Annotated in this window: 14 protein-coding genes; 3 read left to right on the top strand and 11 right to left on the bottom strand. The window is 47.6% G+C overall.

Features of this window, described 5'->3' with window-relative positions:
• Window positions 1–23: 23 nt before the first annotated feature.
• Genes M1D30_RS02185 through M1D30_RS02175 form a run of 3 tightly spaced genes read left to right on the top strand, consistent with a single transcriptional unit; the run spans window position 24 to window position 5,224 of the window.
• Complete coding sequence (locus tag M1D30_RS02185) at window positions 24–1,841, top strand: rhamnogalacturonan lyase (RefSeq protein WP_248507714.1); 1,818 nt, start codon at window positions 24–26, stop codon at window positions 1,839–1,841.
• A 51-nt stretch (window positions 1,842–1,892) separates the two neighbouring features.
• Window positions 1,893–3,686 carry a DUF6057 family protein gene (locus M1D30_RS02180; protein WP_248505794.1) on the top strand — a complete coding sequence of 598 codons (1,794 nt, stop codon included), beginning with the start codon at window positions 1,893–1,895 and terminating at the stop codon, window positions 3,684–3,686.
• A gap of 23 nt (window positions 3,687–3,709) precedes the next feature.
• On the top strand, window positions 3,710–5,224 hold the full coding sequence (locus tag M1D30_RS02175) for a hypothetical protein (RefSeq protein WP_248505792.1): 1,515 nt from the start codon (window positions 3,710–3,712) through the stop codon (window positions 5,222–5,224).
• A 6-nt stretch (window positions 5,225–5,230) separates the two neighbouring features.
• Here M1D30_RS02175 and M1D30_RS02170 read toward each other — a convergent pair whose 3' ends face one another.
• The 11 genes from M1D30_RS02170 to M1D30_RS02120 form a co-directional block, all read right to left on the bottom strand.
• The gene (locus M1D30_RS02170) at window positions 5,231–5,716 is read right to left on the bottom strand and encodes a hypothetical protein (RefSeq protein WP_248505790.1); all 486 of its coding nucleotides are present in this window, start codon (window positions 5,714–5,716) and stop codon (window positions 5,231–5,233) included.
• A gap of 8 nt (window positions 5,717–5,724) precedes the next feature.
• A complete protein-coding gene (locus tag M1D30_RS02165; protein WP_248505788.1) occupies window positions 5,725–6,699 on the bottom strand; it encodes a papain-like cysteine protease family protein in 975 nt (324 codons plus the stop codon).
• On the bottom strand, window positions 6,696–8,078 hold the full coding sequence (locus M1D30_RS02160; protein WP_248505787.1) for a tetratricopeptide repeat protein: 1,383 nt from the start codon (window positions 8,076–8,078) through the stop codon (window positions 6,696–6,698). Before M1D30_RS02160 ends, M1D30_RS02165 begins: the two co-directional genes overlap by 4 nt.
• Window position 8,079: 1 nt before the next feature.
• Entirely contained in the window at window positions 8,080–8,937 is an 858-nt protein-coding gene (locus M1D30_RS02155) for a hypothetical protein (RefSeq protein ID WP_248505785.1), read from the bottom strand.
• 50 nt (window positions 8,938–8,987) lie between these two features.
• Window positions 8,988–10,700 carry an O-antigen ligase family protein gene (locus M1D30_RS02150; protein ID WP_248505783.1) on the bottom strand — a complete coding sequence of 571 codons (1,713 nt, stop codon included), beginning with the start codon at window positions 10,698–10,700 and terminating at the stop codon, window positions 8,988–8,990.
• On the bottom strand, window positions 10,691–12,568 hold the full coding sequence (locus tag M1D30_RS02145) for a transglutaminase-like domain-containing protein (protein WP_248505781.1): 1,878 nt from the start codon (window positions 12,566–12,568) through the stop codon (window positions 10,691–10,693). The genes M1D30_RS02150 and M1D30_RS02145 overlap by 10 nt, the downstream gene beginning before the upstream one ends.
• A gap of 66 nt (window positions 12,569–12,634) precedes the next feature.
• The gene (locus M1D30_RS02140; RefSeq protein WP_248505779.1) at window positions 12,635–13,225 is read right to left on the bottom strand and encodes a UpxY family transcription antiterminator; all 591 of its coding nucleotides are present in this window, start codon (window positions 13,223–13,225) and stop codon (window positions 12,635–12,637) included.
• Window positions 13,226–13,492: 267 nt separating this feature from the next.
• The gene (locus M1D30_RS02135) at window positions 13,493–15,901 is read right to left on the bottom strand and encodes a 4-alpha-glucanotransferase (protein WP_248505777.1); all 2,409 of its coding nucleotides are present in this window, start codon (window positions 15,899–15,901) and stop codon (window positions 13,493–13,495) included.
• Window positions 15,902–15,945: 44 nt separating this feature from the next.
• Window positions 15,946–16,503, bottom strand: coding sequence for a phosphatase PAP2 family protein (locus tag M1D30_RS02130; protein WP_248505775.1), 558 nt, complete (start codon window positions 16,501–16,503; stop codon window positions 15,946–15,948).
• Between the two features lie 24 nt (window positions 16,504–16,527).
• Window positions 16,528–17,316: a glycosyltransferase family 2 protein gene (locus M1D30_RS02125; RefSeq protein WP_248505773.1), complete on the bottom strand. Its 789-nt coding sequence runs from the start codon at window positions 17,314–17,316 to the stop codon at window positions 16,528–16,530.
• On the bottom strand, window positions 17,313–18,587 hold the full coding sequence (locus M1D30_RS02120) for a glycosyltransferase family 4 protein (protein ID WP_248505771.1): 1,275 nt from the start codon (window positions 18,585–18,587) through the stop codon (window positions 17,313–17,315). Before M1D30_RS02120 ends, M1D30_RS02125 begins: the two co-directional genes overlap by 4 nt.
• Between the last annotated feature and the right edge of the window lie 247 nt (window positions 18,588–18,834).

The following is an 18,834-nucleotide window of genomic DNA, read 5'->3' as shown; positions in this document are numbered from 1 at the left end:
CCTAATTAATAAATATTGCGATGATGAAGCGCTTACTAGACACGATGATGCTGATGGTGATGGCAGGGCTGACAACTCTGGCACAGCCGAGGTATGACTATGAAAAACTGTGCACGGAGAAACTGGACCGCGGCGTGGTGGCCGTGCGTCAGGCGGACGGAAGTGCCTTCGTGTCGTGGCGACTGCTGAAGAGCGACCCCAAGGGGGCGGCCTTCGACGTGTATCGCAATGGGAAGAAACTGAACGAGGCCCCACTGACCAAAGGGGGCACGTGGTTCATAGACAAGCAGCCCGAGGAGGGGGCGGTGTATGAGGTGAGATGTAAGATGGATGAGGGAAGAAGGAAGAAGGAAGATGGAAGACATCAACCCTCATCCCTCAGCCTTCAGACATCAGCCATCGGCTACATCGTCGTTCCGCTGCAGAAGCCTGACGAGATGCACTCGGCCAACGATGCGACGGTGGCGGATGTGGATGGCGACGGACAATATGAGATTATCCTGAAATGGGACCCGTGGAACTCGCACGACAATAGTCATGACGGCATGACAGATGCCACGCTGATTGACTGCTATCGCCTGAATGGCGAACGACTCTGGCGCATTGACCTGGGACGGAACATCCGCAGCGGAGCGCACTATACGCCGTTCATCGTATATGACCTGGACGGCGACGGACGGGCGGAACTGATGGTGAAGACGGCTGACGGCACGCGCGACGCGAAAGGAAAGGTGATTGGCGACTCCCTGGCCGACTATCGCAACCCGGCTGGGCGCATCCTGACGGGACCGGAATACCTGAGTGTGTTTAACGGCATGACGGGCGAGGTGATGGACACGAAGCCGTATGTGCCTGAACGGGGCGATGTGAACAGCTGGGGCGACAACCGTGGCAACAGGTCGGAGCGCTATCTGGCAGCGGTGGGCTATTTTGGCGGACGCACGGCGAGTGCGGTGTCCTGTCGTGGCTACTACACGCGCTCGGTATTGGCGGCATGGGACTGGAACGGACGTGAACTGAAACAGCGCTGGGTGTTTGACACCAATAATCCTCAATGGGCCAGCTATGCAGGACAGGGTAACCACAACCTGCGCGTGGCGGATGTGGATGGCGACGGATGGGACGAGATTACGTATGGCTCGATGGCTGTGGACCACGATGGCACAGGACTCTATAACACGGGCATGGGGCATGGCGATGCTATCCACCTGATTGCTGACCACAAGGACGGGCAACTCTATATCTGGGACTGCCATGAGAACAAGCGCGATGGGTCGGACCTGCGCAATGCGAAGACGGGCGAGGTGGTGTTTCAGGTGAAATCGACCACGGACGTGGGGCGCGCCATGGCTGCGGATATCGACCCGACGAACCCTGGCACGGAGATGTGGAGCATCGACAGCCGTGGGGTGAGAAACATGAAAGGCGAGGTCATCGACCACATCAACCCCAGGGCGCTGAGCATCAACTTTGGCATTTGGTGGGACGGCGACTTGCTGCGCGAGCTATTGGATCGCAGCACCATCACGAAATACGATTGGCAAACGAACAGCGCGAAGGTGATTCAGCGACTGGATGGGCAGTTTAACAACGGCACGAAACAGAACCCGTGTCTGAGTGCCGACATCGTGGGCGACTGGCGCGAGGAGGTGATCACCCGCAATCGTGAGAGTACGGAGTTGCGCATCTATGTATCGACCATCCCCACCGACTATCGCATCGACTGTCTGATGCAGGATATCCCCTACCGACTGAGTGTGGCCACGGAGAACGTGGGCTATAACCAGCCTCCCGAGACGGGCTTTTACCTGGGGCCCGACAATACGGATTACCTGAAGTAAAAAGGTAAAGAGGTAAAAAAAGAAAGAAGAAAAAAAATGCTAACTAAATATATGAAACGGTTTATACCAATAACAACCTGGATGGCGACGCTGGTCGTTGTGGCTGGCGCACTGCTCTTGTTCGAGAACGACCTGCTGTGGAAGTTGCAAGAACAGAACCTTTTCCTTGACACCAGTCTGTTTTTCAACGAACAGATAGTGGTGCCCGGCGGACTGCTGTCGTGGATGGGCACGTATCTCACTCAGTTTTTCTTTTATCCCTGGCTGGGCACGCTGCTGCTGTGCCTGGGATGGCTCGCGCTGATGTGGCTCACCAAGCGGGCGTTCTGGGTGAGCAACGAATGGGTGGCGCTGACGCTGGTACCAGTGGCCTTGCTGCTGATTACCATCGTGGACATGGGCTATTGGGTGTATTTCCTCAAACTGCCTGGCCACGTGTTTGTGGGAACACTGGGCACCATCGCCGTGGTAGCGCTGCTATGGGCTTTCCGTTCGCTGCCTCAGCGCTTCGGTCTGCCTCTCATTTTCATCATCTTTACTGCTCTGGTGGGTTATCCGCTGCTGGGCATCTATGGCCTGGGCGCCACGCTGCTGATGGGATTGCTCATCTGGAACCTGAAGATGCCTGTGTGGCAGAAGATAACGGGTTCGGTGCTGGCTGTAGCTGGTGCTGCCCTGGTGCCCCTGATGTGCTATCACCTGGTGTATCACCAGACAAACCTGGCGAATATCTATTATGCGGCCTTGCCCCTGTTCTTCGTCACGGAGGAATATCATGCGTTCTACCTACCCTACTACGGACTGGCGCTGTTTATGGTGCTGATGGTGGTGGGCGAGGCCCTGGCCAAGAAGATAAAGACAGAAAAGATGGGCAAATGGCTGCCCCTGGGCACGCAGGTGCTGCTGGTGGCTGCGCTGTCATGGGGCGTGTGGCATTGGTGGTATAAGGACGAGAACTTCCACCACGAGATAAGGATGCAGCATTGCATCGAGGAGAACGACTGGCAGGGAGTGATGGCCGAGGCTGCGCTGCAGAAGGATGAGCCCACACGCGCCATCGTGATGATGCGCAACCTGGCACTGGGCCGACTGGGACGTCAGGCCGATGAGATGTACCTCTATCCCAATGGCTCGAAGCGCTATGACGCTCCGTTCGACATGCGATTGATGCTGGTATCGGGTCCGCTGATGTACTATCACTATGGCATGATTAACTATAGTGCCCGACTCTGCACGGAGATGGGCGTGGAGTTTGGCTGGCGCGCCGAGAACCTGAAGTTGCTGGCTAAGTGTGCCATCGTGAACAAGGAGGAGAGCAGGGCGCGCAAATACCTGAACGTACTGAAGCACACCACGTTCTTTGCCGACTGGGCCGAGGAGGCACGCAATATGGCGGAACTGAAGGACGTGGCGCGCATGATGCACTATCCGAACATGCTGTCGGGCGACGGTGGCTATGTGGAGAAGTTCCTGATGAACCGACTGGCAGAGTGCATCTATAAGGACGATCCTTACTTCCTGGAGCAGGCCATGCTGGCATCGCTCTATACGAAGGACATCGACCAGTTCTGGTATCACTTCCGCGACTACAGTAACCTGCATCCCAACGACCACATGCCACGCCATTTCCAGGAGGCTGCCTATCTGTATGGCATGATTCAGGGCTTGAAGAACCTGGACCAACTGCCTTTCGACCAGAGTGTGAAGCAGTCGTTCGACAGTTTCTCGCAGGCTGCCGAGCGTTATAACGACATGGATGTGGAATATGCACGCGAGGGACTGAAGGCCTTCCGCCAAACCTATTATTATGATTACTACCTGATGAGGGAGTTGCCAGAGTACTAATTGATAGTTGAAAGATGAAAGTTATGAAACAGATCACATATTCTATCCTATATACATTATTCATTGTACATTGTACATTGTTCATTGCGGCCTGTTCGCCCAGCGTGCCCAAGGAGTATGCTGAGAGCGACGAGTTGCCAAAGATCTATCCGGATGTCGTCGATGTGACCATTCCCCAGAACATAGCTCCGCTGACCTTCGAACTTGATGACGAGGAGGCCGACGGCATGATTGCCCGCTATGAGCGCGACGGCATCGAGGTGGTGTGCGAGGACAAGATGCAGCCTTCGATGACCGACTGGCAGGCGCTGACGGCTCAGAGTGGCGACATCAACGTGGATGTGTTTGTGCGCCACGGTGAGCAATGGACGCACCACAAGCCTTTCAAGATTCACGTGTCGGCCGACAGCATCGACAGTTACCTGAGCTATCGTCTCATCCCCTCGTCGTTCGTGAGCTACGAGGCCCTGACCATCAGTCAGCGCTGTTTGGAGAACTACGACGAGAGTGTGATCTACGACAATATGCTGTGCGGCTTCGAGGCCGACGGACAGTGCATCAACTGCCATAACTACCAGATGGGCAATCCCAACCGCATGCAGTTTCATGCCCGTCAGCATTGTGGTGGCACGGTGATTGCCTATGACGGCACCATCAAGAAGGTGAACATGAAGAACGACTCCATCCTCTCGGCAGGTGTCTATCCTGCCTGGCACCCCTGGCTCAAGCTCATCGTCTATTCCACCGACAGGACCAACCAGAGCTTTCATACCACCGACCCCAACAAGATTGAGGTGTACGACCAGGCCAGCGATATCATTGCCTACGACATTGACAAGAACGAGATTACGAACCTGGAGAACGACACCACCGAGTTTGAGGTATTCCCTGCCTGGGCGCCCGACGGCAAGACGCTCTACTACTGCAGCGCCCACTACGAACGCAAGGACTACAGCAAGTCGAGCATCAACGAGTTGGTGAGCCGATGCAGGGAACTGAAATACAATATCTATAAGAAGAGTTTCGACCCCGAGACCATGCAGTTTGGCCCACGCCAACTTGTGTTTGCTGCCGACACGCTGGACCAGAGTGCCGTGCTGCCACGCATCAGTCCCGATGGACGCTATATGGTGTTCACCATGGCGAAATACGGTTATTTCCACATCTGGCATCGCGATGCCGACCTATGGGCGATGGATCTGACCACGGGCGAGGCAAAGCCCCTGAAGGAGGTGAACAGCGACGATACGGAGAGCTATCACACATGGTCGAGCAATGGTCGCTGGCTGGTGTTCAGCAGTCGTCGCGACGATGGCACCTTCACCCGTCCGTTCTTTGCCCACATGGATAAGAACGGCAAGTGGGGCAAGCCCTTCGAGCTGCCTCAGGCCGATCCCGACTACCACCGTCAGTTCTTGCGCAGCTATAACATCCCCGAGTTTATGAGTAGCCCAGTAGAAATCGCCCCTCAGACATTCGCAGATGTACTGAAGGGCGATGGGGAACCCGTGAAATATGTTCAGAGGTTGAGGAAGTAAAACTCTTTATTGTTTCTTTTTCAATGTCAATTTTCTGCCAATCTGATCAATTTCTCCAGATGTAAAACTACATAAAGTTAATACTATCTCGGAATTGCTACTTCGAGTGACTTCAAAAGTTGAATATCCATTGGGATCTTCGTATGATGAAGTTACATTATGGAATGTAATATATTTACCACTAGTAGCCTTCCCAACTTTTGTCGCATCATAATTACCATAGATAGCATCTGATAGATAATACACATGATCAATCTTTATTGTCTTATCAACGACTTCCTTTCTTACAGGATGGAGGAAATGGTAATGTGTAGATGTGTACATTTTCTTACTATCAAAAGAGATGACTGTCGTGTCTTTTTTTCCATCTTCAATACCATCTTTAATTATCATCCATTTGTTACTTTTTAAGAAGTTGATGCTCAGTGTTGTCTGCGCATTCATTGTTTGTATACAAAATACAAATATTAGTATTGCTAAAATCTTGTTCATAGTCATATTTATTTGTTTATATAAATGTTTTTTGGAGATATTGCTATAATTGAAGTGTAATCACCGTCATCTTTCTGTTTCCTTATTTTACCAGTTGCAGGATCGACAACAATAAAATTATTATTATTGTCGTAACCAATAACAAGCACCGCATGGGCTGACACAGATGGACCAATATAAACCGTTGAGCACAAAATAATTAAATATTGGGAATCAAGATAACTTCTAATATCATTCTTCCCGATTTCAACATATTGAAAGTCTTCAAAGGATAGAAGATCACCAGCAGACGAGGGATATACTCCCCGAAAATCATCTTGACGGGTTAAATCTACATAATCAAATTTATATAAGACCCTTTGATACGCATATCGTTCAGTACCATTGATAAGAGTATTATTATAGTAATCCGGAGTGGAACGTTGTATATTGTATATATATTCCATACAACAAATATAGCATGCGACCCTATCTGGCAACTGCCCTTTCCATTCTTTTGGAAATTTATAATTAGGTACCATTGTTTCGTTATACATTGGACTATAAAGCGTTGAGGACCAACTACTACCTGTGTCACTCCCCCAGCCGCCAAAGTTTCCACCACCATCGACGTGACCAACACCACCACCAGAGTGACCGCCACCTCCGCCACCGGTGTTAGATTCTTCGTTATTCGACGAACTACCACATTGGTGCCAACCATTGTCTATCCTACTTTTGTAGTCTTTCTGATGACAACTAGGACATTCCACCATTCTCAAATCACAATTTTGCTCATGCACATCCATTTCCGTTTTACAGAGACGTGTGCCACATCCCCATGGACAGTCACGGAGATTGCCAATCACTTCAACCTCTGGCAACTCCTCATACATATACGACTGAGCTGATATTGAGGCCAAAGAAACACGCAAGTCTCCATCCTGCATTGTAAGTTGCAAATTTACTAAAAGAAATATTAGCAACAAAATTCTTTTCATCATTTTAACATAATTAAGGTTTGACCATGGTATTTATCTGCAAACAAAGTAACGGCATAAATACCCTTCTTAAGATTGGTTGATATGACAAAGCGATGAGTTCCCTTCTGCAAGCCTCCCAATTTGTAACTCTTGGCTGTCATGCCGTTTGGAGTACTCATATAGATTGAGGCCGAATTTACATCCTCTGGCATCTTAAAGCATACCTCAACCTGGTTTGTACCATCCACAGGATAGGCCGAAAGGTGACAAACGTATTTATCAGCATTTTCTGAATCCTCACCATCCTTATTCAAAGACAGATACATGGGGCGTTGAGGCTCCATCTGAGTCATAGAATAAAGTCGCAAACCTCCTGAAAGAGAGTTATTAAGAAGAGCCAATGATGCGTCCTCGAAAATATATTCAGCCTTTTTACCCTCAATGTATCGGTCGGACATGAACATTTGGGTATTACAGAATCTCAGAAGACCGTCTTCTTCGATAACTGCAGAAAAAGGAATTGTATCACTTTCCTGAATCCACAAACCATAATAGCTATCATCAGCTTTTCGGAATTGAATTTCCAGATTCTGTTCCTTCACAACATGATTGCCACTCCAGTCGTAAGTAGCAACCACGCCACGATAGACTCCAGAGAGATCATCTGTACTTTCTAAGAATAATTCAGACTCAGGCATTGTTTCTGGAACAAGGTCTGCATTAACACTAATCGAAGGCTGCACCTCAGCATCTTCACGAAGGGTCTCCTCTATGGCATATCGGTAATTTGCCAAAGATGCCTTCTCCAAATAAGCTTTAGCCAGTTCCTCATCAGCCTCTACGCCATATCCATTACGATAACAAAGGCCCAACATATACTGACATGAAGGACTATTGTGTGCACCCTTCTTAAAGTATTCTATCGCACGTACATAGTCTTGCTGACAGCCAAGGCCTTTATAATACATATAGCCAGCATCATAGTTGCATATTGGTGCACCTGCTTGCGCTCCCTTCTCAAAATATTCAACTGCCTTATGAAAATTCTGTGAGCCATAAGATGCATTCTTCTGCAGCATGCCTAAATTATGAAAGGCCTTGGAATAGCCTAAATTTGCAGCCTTCTCAAAATAAGCAACAGCCGTTGCAGAATCCTGGGCTACGCCAGTTCCTGTTAGATAAGCCATCGCAAGTGCATTGCTTGCCAAAGGAGCAAATGTCGAATCATCAACAGACTTTAATCGCTCGACAGCCCATTCTGGAGTATGGTCCAAAGACATTCCACGAAGAACATTAATAGCCTCTTGTATTTCACTCTTATCAATTTGGGCATTTGCTGGCAATGGCAGGACAATTGAAGCCAACGCCATCAATGATATAAAGAAACTCTTTTTCATCATATTACCATTCTAGGTTATTATCTGTTTTACTTTCTTCCTCTTTTCTATTCTTCAAATCTGTTTTTCTTTGAATGGCACCATCCATACGAACAAGCAACGGCTGGCGCTTCCACAGAGCCGACAGATTTTTCATACGTGCAGACTCATGACCTACGTACAGGTCGTTAATGACACCTTCGCTGGTGTAATAATCTTGAGCCTTATCTATAGCATCTACACTATCCTCATCCACAACAAGTCCTTCGCGAACAGCGTTCTCCCAAGATTTCACGGCTTTTTGTTTTGCCGCATCACTATTCTTCGTCACAAGAATACGAACCAGCTGATCCTTTTTCAAGAATGTTCGAAGGCTGTCCATAATCTCCTTGTCGTAAAAGTAATTTGGATTAAGTCTTTTCCGTCTGGCTACATCTAATCCAAGCGCCACTATCCTGCCTTTTGTCTCTGGTGAAGCGCCGACTGATTTTGACAAACGTACCGCCATAGTGATAACCTCGCCTGCAACAGAAGGGTTATATGGAATAAGTCTGGCATTAATAGAGTCTTGATAGAGACTATCAATTCTTTGTTTGCAAAGCATCTTGTCCCATGGCTTATAGTCCATGTAGTCATAGGTAGCCTTCCTAATTTCACGTTCTACGAACAGTTTCTTTAGGAAGCCAGCATCACTTGTCAGTACACAATACTTTTGTACCAACTCTTCCAGCGCATCACTTCCGACAGCATTTCCTCGGAAATTCAACGCTTCAGCATTCTCGGCATAAATCCACTCTTCTTGTTCTGAGAAGGGGAAGATGCCCGCAAAACAGCCCGATGTAACCATAAACGTTAAGGCTGTGATAAATAGTTTTTTTCTCATACTGTTAGTTTTAAATGTTTTTAGTATTATTGTTATGCGCATAATTTTTTTTATTGTTCAACCACCTCTTTTGCCTTATCTATAATAAACAAGGATTTTTCCGAAGCATTCTTTACGGGAGTAACAAGAATCCTTTGGGCAATTTCCTTTGCTCGATTAACATCTCCTAGATTCAGGAACATCGTCATTAAAGAATACTTATACGAGAGTTTTCCTGGAAGCATATTACATGCAATATTCAACCTGTCGATGGCTTTATCAATATCCCCACACTTCTCTTTGCACATAGCTGATTTATAAATCAACGAGGGCGCTGAGGTATATTTCAAGGCCTCATCATAACAATCCGATGCTAACCTGTAGTCATTCATTACCTCGTTACATGATGCAAGATATCGCCAGTAGGCCTCTGAAGTTCCAATATTAGGATAGAGACTTTTAACTAATTTGACATCTTCCATATGATGACTCTTATAACTATTAAGCATCATCTGAGATTTCGTCATCAAAATATTTCTACCCAGGAAACAAACAGCAAAAAGAACAAAGGCGAGCTGACATAGAAGAGAATACTTTTTGCTTTTTATCGAATTATCCTCTTCACCAATCATTGCTGCGATAACAATCGTAAGAAGCCAAGGCGTAATAGAATAACAAATGCTATTAATCAATGACATCACAAGGATCGCCATCATAACACACGACAACAAGCTATTTCGAGAACGAATAGCAATTCGAATCAACATGAGCATGAATAAAAGAAAGAATAGGCTTCCAACAACACCGCCCTGAACGCCATGCTCAAGCACATCATTATAGGCACTACCAGAAGCTGTCGCTAATTCGCTCTCCAGTCGGGCATTTTCATGAGTCTCAAAAAAATGCGCCTGATATAAATTATAACTATGCTCATACAATCCATACCCCATGCCAAGAGGTTTTTCTGTGATTATCTCACAGCAGCGCTGCCATATAAACAGACGTCCGTCTGCAGAATCTTTTTTCCACGAATACATCTTTGCAAAAGCAAAGACACCGAAAATGGATATGAGTATCAGTAAGGCCCATCGAAGTTTATTGCCTCTGACTTTACTATTTCCCTGCCAAAATTTCCTAAATAACCAGAACAGAAACATACAGGTAATTCCCACATAGGCCGTTCGACATTTCAAAGCCAAGAGGCAAACAAAACAAAGAGCCAACAACACAACGTACCACCACAGTTTCTTTTCCCCTTTTATCCTACACAAAATGAATGGAATGCCTATTGAAATAGCAATTGCCGTGACATTAGGATTTTCGTCGGCTCCCGTTAGCTCAAAATAAGGATTACTGGAGGACATAAAACCAAAACGTTGAAGTGTGAGATATAGTACATGAATACCCACAATCAAAAATACTCCATTGACCAGATGGTTTCTATTTATCAAACCAGAACGAAGTGAAGCAATAAGACCAACTAACAAAAGCAAATGACCCACCAAATACATTTGTTTGTATTGTTCTGGCGACGCAATCATCAGCCCATGAAGAAGAACATATACAATCCAGATTAAAGCAAAGATTTGGATGCGGTTCCACCTAAACGTTTCTTTATGCAGACAATGGTAAGCCGTACATATTATTACCATTAATATCGCAACAACAGACGGCAATAATGTTTGAGACAGGGAAGGATATACAAACCACTTCGTGTCAATGCATGCGAACATGCAAAGGGTATACCACAGAACAACAAAAACGAACCTTAATCCTACCACCATATCTGCTTACCTCCCTCATAAGTAAATACACGTTCCTCTGTTCCCTGCGTCTTATTGTGGAGTAGTAACAATGCATTCTCAGGAACATTCTGAAAAGTCAGGCTGTCCATCTGATCCCCATTTTTCTCATCTAACAGCATCCATTTGCCATCCTTCCAATACAACAACTGATAAACGTTATTTGAATAAATCGCATTTCCATCTGTGCGCGGATGTATTCTATATTTGGAGATGTGGACACTTTGAGGCAACTCTACTGCAGCCCATGCGCCATCCGGATGCATTCTACTATAAGAGGTAAGAACATCACCATCAAACACTTTCTGTGCACTATGCTCTACCCATGCATTGGCTCCTCCCCAACTACGCAGCGGTCTGATTAGTCTATTCTGATCGTCATACAGTTCAATCTCTGCAATGTTTCCATACGAGTTTCGTGGTGACCAATATTTCAGATATTTGAAAGCTCCAGAATAGGCTAACGGGAACGTATGAAAACGATTCTCATTTATCGTTGCTACTTCTGACACAATAAGCGAGTCTTTGAAATCAGAATCATTTGAAACAACAATCTTTCCACCTTCAATCTGGCGATTATATTGTTTTAAGGCATCAGATTCCCAGTATTTTCGTGTAACTGTAATATCGTGCACTTTATCATTCTTTGCTTCAAGAAACCTCACATGGCCATCACCATCTAGGAGGAATGGATTGGTTGCATAATGACGACGTCCGAACTCGTCATAACAAAATGCAATATACATGATATTACGTCCCATCTTATGGAACACGACCTCTTTTCCATTGTTTTTTGAGAAATATACAGGAACCCATTGACGGTTGTTAAAAGCAGCAATATATATCCATTTTGAATTCTTTATCCATATGTCATCCTTGACTGGAACAGTTACGTCTGATGTCTCCACATATTTATCCGTCACATCTATGACTCTCTGACCTTTCAAGAAATCTGGAGTGTTTTGGCCTTCATCCTTACAGAAATCTTTCAACCAATCCTGAATTGCAAATGTCTGACGATAAACCTTTGGCATAGTTAACTCAGCCCGTTCGTCAAAATGAGACCCAAGCGTTTCATTTACGCCTACAGGCAATGTATAGTCATCATCAACAAACATCACCGCCCATGAATGTCCCATGGAACGATTTCCCCATTGGGGAACAAAGTCAACAGTTGCCGGAATTCCAAAGGCACGTAATTGGGCAACAGTACGATTTGAGTATGACTCACAGTTACCGAGTTTTACTGATACAAGGTCTTTTAGGGAAAATTCTGGTATGGGGCCAGAAGGATAATAAACGGCTCCATTAAACCCTCTGTTCAGTCTATTGTGAATACCGTATACATAGTAATAATTGTGTTGCTTACTAAAATACAACTTCACCGCATCACCATACCTTTCAATATAATACGCTCTCCAATCTGAAATAGGTTCATAACCTATTCTGTATGGAAGCACATAATTACAAAATGTTTCAAAGGAGGTTGCATGGCTATTGCGCTTCCACATTTTGTATGCGAGTTCAATATTATCCTGTAAATAGGTCATGGTAACACTGTTTTTGTCATATACAGTATCACATTCTGTTGGAGTATAAGGAAAAGCATTCAATGCAGACCTATATTCAGAGCGAAACTGATCGTTTGAATAGAACCATTTCTCCTCAAAAATGTTTTTCATATATGAGTAATAACGTGATAGATTATCGCTCTTCAATGAATAACATCCATTCATGTTCTTATGAAGAAACTCTAAGGCTTTCTTTTTTTCATCTGCCTCATTATCTTGTGCTCCAACACATAGCGAAAGTAATGTGATTGCCAGTGTTAGTAATAACTTAGTTTTCATTTTTAGTTTATTCTAATTAGGAATTATCTTTATGGAAACATTTTTAACATCCCATAACAACTGATTTCAAATCCGAACAACATCGTCTAAAGAGATCTTTACTGTTGCGCAGCCAATATTGTCCAATATAATCGCAAGGCAACTATGACCATTTCGATTCCGACAAACATGGCCTTCCAATCCAATCAAATCGCCACGAACAACTCTAACCTTATCTCCAATCTTTAGATTTGAAGCATTTACAGATATATCTGAATTGGATTTACACATTAACAATTTTAGCTGCTCAATTTGCTCATCCGAAATAATCGCTAATGGATGACGGTTATATGAATTCACCAATCCAGAACGGTTCACCATAAAACAATCTATATAAGGTAAAGCAACGACTATTCTTCTCTGTTCTTCCGTTAGGCGAATAAAAATAATACCAGGAAAAAGTACGCGCTCACACAAACGTTTCCGGCCATTTTCCCACAAACAAACCTCTTTCTGAACAGGAAGAAAGACTTCATACCCAAGGGCTGCAAGTTTTTTACTTGACGACCTCTCGGTATTAAGCCTAACTACAGCAATATACCATTGTTTATTTTGGGGAGAAGATACGCCTACGGCGTGGTTTGCATCATTTACAAACCCTTGAGTGTTTTCTAACATTAGTTTTTAGTATCATTGGTTATTATTGCAAATGGCCAAGGTGTTCAATTAGAGAGTCAATCTAAAGAACAATTAAATTAGACAAATGCATATCTCCTTAAAAAGAGATGATTATAAGTGCAACAAAGTTAAATAAATTGATTAAAACAACAAAATATCAGCCCTAAATGAGCTGATATTTTTATTTTATTTTTTGAATTTTAATATATTTTTATTGTTGATGATTATTTACATTCTTAACACATATAAGAACATATTTGGTCAAAATTACCTGCCTCCTTGTTTTATCAGGATCATCACCTCACGGTTAAACTCGTTGGCATTGAGCAGTTGTTCAATGGTGAGGTGCATGCGATAGCGCCAGTAGTGACGCGGATTGGCAGGGATGTTGATGCGTTCGGCATTGGCATCGGGCAAGCGGAGGTGCTCGTCGATGGACAGCCAGTCCTGCAATGACAGCAGGCAGAGCATGGAAGGCGACATCAAATGGCGCGCCACCACCCCTTTACATAAGTCGGCCGGCATGGGATGCGGCGCCACACCCTCGTAGTGCAACTCGCTGTTATAATAGTCCTGCGTGCGCGCTTCATCCTCGTCCCACCACTGGCGGAGCGTGGGCATGTCGTGCGTAGAGATGGTGCACACCGAACGATAAGGATAGAAGGGCAACTGACCAAAGCGCACCTGCGGATCCTTCGGCATTGACTGAATCTCGAGCGAGAGGATGCGCAACTCGTTCATCACCCAGGGCACACACTCGGGCACCATGCCCAGGTCTTCGGCACACACCAGCATGCGCGTGGCCTGCGTGAGGCGAGGCAGCTTTTTCATGGCCTCGTTATACCAATACTGGTTGTTGCGATGATAGAAATAATCGTTGTACAGGTGGTTGAAGCATGCTTTCTCGTCGTCGCGCAACTGCTGGAACGCAGGCTTCGACTGGATAGAGATACGTGGATGCCAGCGATCGTTGCGCTTATGGTCAACGAGGAACAGATCGTCCAGATGACCATAGATGCCATAAGCCTCAATCTCCTCGCGACTCATGCCTAAGGCAGGCGCAAACTGTCCCAGAAGGCCCGACTTCTCGGGCATGGGAATCTCCCAGATGCGGAAGAAGCCCAGCACATGATCAATGCGATAAGCATCGAAATATTCAGCCATCTTGCGGAAGCGACGCACCCACCACGAGCAGTCGTCCTTGAGCATCTCGTCCCAATTATAAGTGGGAAAGCCCCAGTTCTGTCCATCCTCACAGAAAGCATCGGGCGGCGCACCCGCCTGTCCGTTGAGATTGAAGTAACGCGGTTCCACCCACGCCTCAACGCCGTCGCGACTGATGCCGATGGGGATGTCGCCCTTCAGGATCACCCTGTTTTTGCGGGCATGCTCGTGTGCCCCACGCATCTGCTGGTCGAGGATATACTGCACGAAATACCAGAAATCAATCACCTTTGCATCCGCCTTGGGCAGACGAGTGGGCCATTCCGAGAACGTGGCCGTGCCATACTTATCGCGATAGAAGCAGAAGCGCGCATAAGGCTCCAGCCACTGGCGATTGTCATCGACAAAGCGCTTATAGGTAGTACGGCGACGCACAGTAGCCCCCTCCTGCTGGAAGATGGCACGCAGATAGTCCATCTTCGCCGTAATCATGCGCTCATAGTCAATCTGCGGCAGGGCATTCAACTCCTGTCGCAGCGACTCGAACTTATCTTTCAGCGCCTCGTCCTTGATGGCAGGCAACTGTCGCAGGTCGGCATATTGCGGATGAAGTGCATAGATACTGATAGAGTTATAAGGATACGAGTCCTGCCAGGTGTGTGAGATAGTAGTATCGTTGATTGGCAGGATCTGCAGAATGTTTTGACCTGTCTTGGCACACCAGTCCACCATCATCTTCAAGTCGCCAAAGTCGCCCACGCCAAAGCTCCCCTCACTGCGAAGCGAGAACACAGGAATCACCGTGCCAGCCCCCTTCCATTGAGGGATGCCGAAGCGCGCCTGCTGAAGTTCATAGACCACCACCTCGTTAGCCTGCATCTCGGGTTTCTTTAGGATGCGGTTGGCGCCATCCTCCCACATCATGCCCTTTCCCAGGATGATGAACTTATATTGCGTGACCTCCGTGAGGCAGTCGGCATCCAGACTAACCACCCACTCGTGGCAGTTGTGCTCGTACATCGGCAACGCCCTTGCGCTGTCCCACACACCCAAGTAGGCCGACTCGCCCACCAGCGCCAGACGTTCGCCATAGCGCAACTGCGGCGCACGCACCTTCAGTCGGATGGTGCGCTGATAGTCGGTGTCAGGACTCATGCCACGCTCGTGCGTCATCACGCAATCGGTGAAAGCCGACGAGTACATATAACTATCATCAGGAATATCAATCCAATGGTCGAAGATGCGATAGAGCGCCCCCTTCACCGCAGTCAGCTCCAGTCGATGCGGCTCCACCAGCCACTCATGGCGCACCTCTCTGTCGCCACGCACCACACTATAGTAATAGTCCAGACAGCCCTCACAGCGCTTGGGCCACATCAGCTCGGCAGTCCAGTGTAGGCCATCCACCGTCGACATGGCCAGTTGGTCGGGCTTTGGTCCGTCGCCCATGATGTTCATCACCAGCTGTTCGCCGAACATGGTCTGATACTCAATATCGAATAATAGTCTCATACTGTTTCAGGTATTTTTTCATTTCTTCCGATACGCGTCACCCTTCACCAGCGAAGTGACAAAGAGAGCAACTGACCCGTGAAAGCCACGTCGACACGGTCGGACTTGATATACTTCTTTTTTATATAATAGGTGAGCTCCGTGCTCAGCCAACCAATGGCTGCGCCTGCACAGACATCGTGCGTATAGTGGCGATGGCGACGCACACGGTCGGCAGCCACCAGCGTGGCCAGTCCGTAGCCCCCAATGGAGATCCATGGCGACAGATGTCCGTATTCATGGCGCAAGGCCGTGGCACCAGCAAAGGCATAGGTAGCATGCCCAGAAGGAAACGAGCGCTGATCGCTGTCGTCAGGTCGCCATTCCCTGACACTGTGCTTCAGGGAGTAGGTGACACCCGTGGCCAACAGATAGGAAGCACCTGTTGATGCCAGAAACTCGGCCCATGTGTCCGACTGACTCTTCACGCCACTGGCACGCAGCACCAGCGTGGTGGCCATGGGCACATGCTGCATCACATCGTCAATGGCCTCGCCCTGAGCCGAAGCGCCAAGGCAGCAGAATAGCAGCCCCAAGATGCCATAAACAAACCTCCGTTGCACAGCCCACATATATTCCTTTTCAACTTATTTTCGAACCACCGAGCGAACCACAAACCAGGCATGCATGGCCACAGTAGTCAACAAACCATAATGGCGACGCATCACATGGAAACGCTCCTTGAGCGAAGCCTTATGATTCTTCGTGGTGGCGCCCTCCTCCGTATAGTTGGCCACCACCATACCTATATTACATAGAGGCAGTCCCATGCGCTCCGTCTCACGCATCACACGGATACACCAGTCCACATCGGCCGAGAAGCGATAACGCACATCGTACGGCAGGTTTCTGGCAATGTCCGTACGCGCATAAAAGGCCTGATGACACACCAGCATGCCATGGCGGAACGAGCGCCAGTTGAGTTGCGAGGGAGGTTGCAGTCGGCGTGGACGCAGATAGCGTCCCTCGTCATCAACGATGTCCGTGAGTCCATAGAGCACGCCAGGCAACTCGTCAGAAGGACACTCACTCAGTCGGCAGCGGCGCACCACCTGCTCCAAGGTATCGTCCTTAGGAAAGCAGTCGCCTGCATTCATAAACACGATATAGTCGCCTGAGGCCTGCATCAGTCCCTTGTTCATGGCATCGTAAATGCCACGGTCGGGTTCCGACTTGATGATCACCTTATGGCCACGGTCCGACTGGTCCGACTCGTTCTTATAGTCTTCCGCCATCTTCAGCGTGCCATCCTTCGAGGCGCCATCAATAATCAGATGCTCCACGCCCTTGTATGTCTGACGAAGCACACTCTGCAGTGTGCGCTGCAGCACCGCCTCTGCGTTATATGTAATGGTAACAACCGTTATTCGTATCATAGTTTCAAGTGTTTCTGGGCCAAGGCCTGTTGATAGACTTCAATATAGCGCACCATCACCTGCTGCGTGGCATAGTGATGACGCACCTTCTTCACCGCCTCGATGCTCAACGCCTCGCGGTCGGCCTCGTTCAGAATCCAGTCGATGCCCTTGGCCAGATCGTCAACCGACTGATAATCGGCCACATAGCCATTCTTTCGATGATCAATCTCCTCAGGAATGCCACCCACGCGAAAACCCAGACAAGGCACACCACAGGCCATGGCCTCCATGATGGTGTTGGGCAGGTTCTCGCTGAGCGAAGGCAGCACAAACATGCTGGCTGCGCGATAGATGCGTACAATGCGCTGACGATCGCTGACATACCCCAGAGGATAGGCAGGGAATGGCAAGGCATCGGCCACCTCGTCGGCATGGCCACCCAGGATCACCACACCCGTATTCTCTTTCATCTCAGGCTTCTCCTCGGCCAACTTCTTGCAGGCATCAATCAGATACTGCATGCCCTTATGCGGATTCGTCACACGCTGACAAACAAACAATATCAGGTTCTTATCGGAGGGCAAACCCTCAGCCTGACAAGCCTCCTCACGACTGCCAGGACAGAACACCGTTAAGTCAATAGGATTAGGAATGCTCGTGATGGTCTGTCCTCGCAACAACGCACTACTCTTCGCCTCCTGCTCGAGCCACTTGCTGCAAGCCACAAACGTAATATTGCCCTGAGCCAGCATGGCTTGCTTACGCTTCCACACACGCGCTGCCAAGTCATTGTTGCCCCCACCGCCAGGCAGGTATTTACAGTTTTTACAGCCAGTACGGAAGTTACTGCATCCCAGCGTCAGGTGACAGATAGCTGTGGCAGGCCAGATGTCGTGCATGGTCCACACCACCGGCTTGCCCGATCGCAAAATCTTCTTGATGTCGCCCAGCGACAACATGCCCTGATTAATCCAGTGCAGATGAATGATGTCGGCCTCCTGGAATTCCTCACAACGTGTGATGTCCGTGCCCGCATTGGCAATATCCAACTCGAACAGTCGCTGACGATTGCCATGCAGATGAAGCAGCACCACCAGGCGCTCCCACAAAAAATGCCAGCGCTGGCGCCACCAGCCCTGCAGTCCCACCACCGTAATCTCGTTGGTTGATTTCTGGCGTACCAGCATCTTAGCCTTTACACCATAATTATTAAGTGCGTGCATCAGTCGGTTGGCTGCAACGGCTGCCCCACCCGCCTGTTCGCTCGTGTTTACTATCAATACTCTCATTGCAGCCACAAAGGTAATAAGAAAGTGATGAAAAGCAAAGGGAAAAGCATAAAAAAGCGTTGTTTGCGCACACAAACCCTTGATATAAATCAAAATAGTGCACTTTTTACACTAATTAATATATAAATGTTTGCACGGTTCAAAAAATCGTCGTACCTTTGCATCGTCAAAAGGTTAATAGATTGTTTTAGGTTAGTAGTAATATTTATAGTTTTAGGTTTTTAGTTATTGGTAAAAAAGAAAGTTT

The organism is Prevotella sp. E15-22, from assembly GCF_023204875.1.
Lineage (GTDB): Bacteria > Bacteroidota > Bacteroidia > Bacteroidales > Bacteroidaceae > Prevotella.
This window is presented reverse-complemented; position numbering and strand designations above follow the sequence as displayed.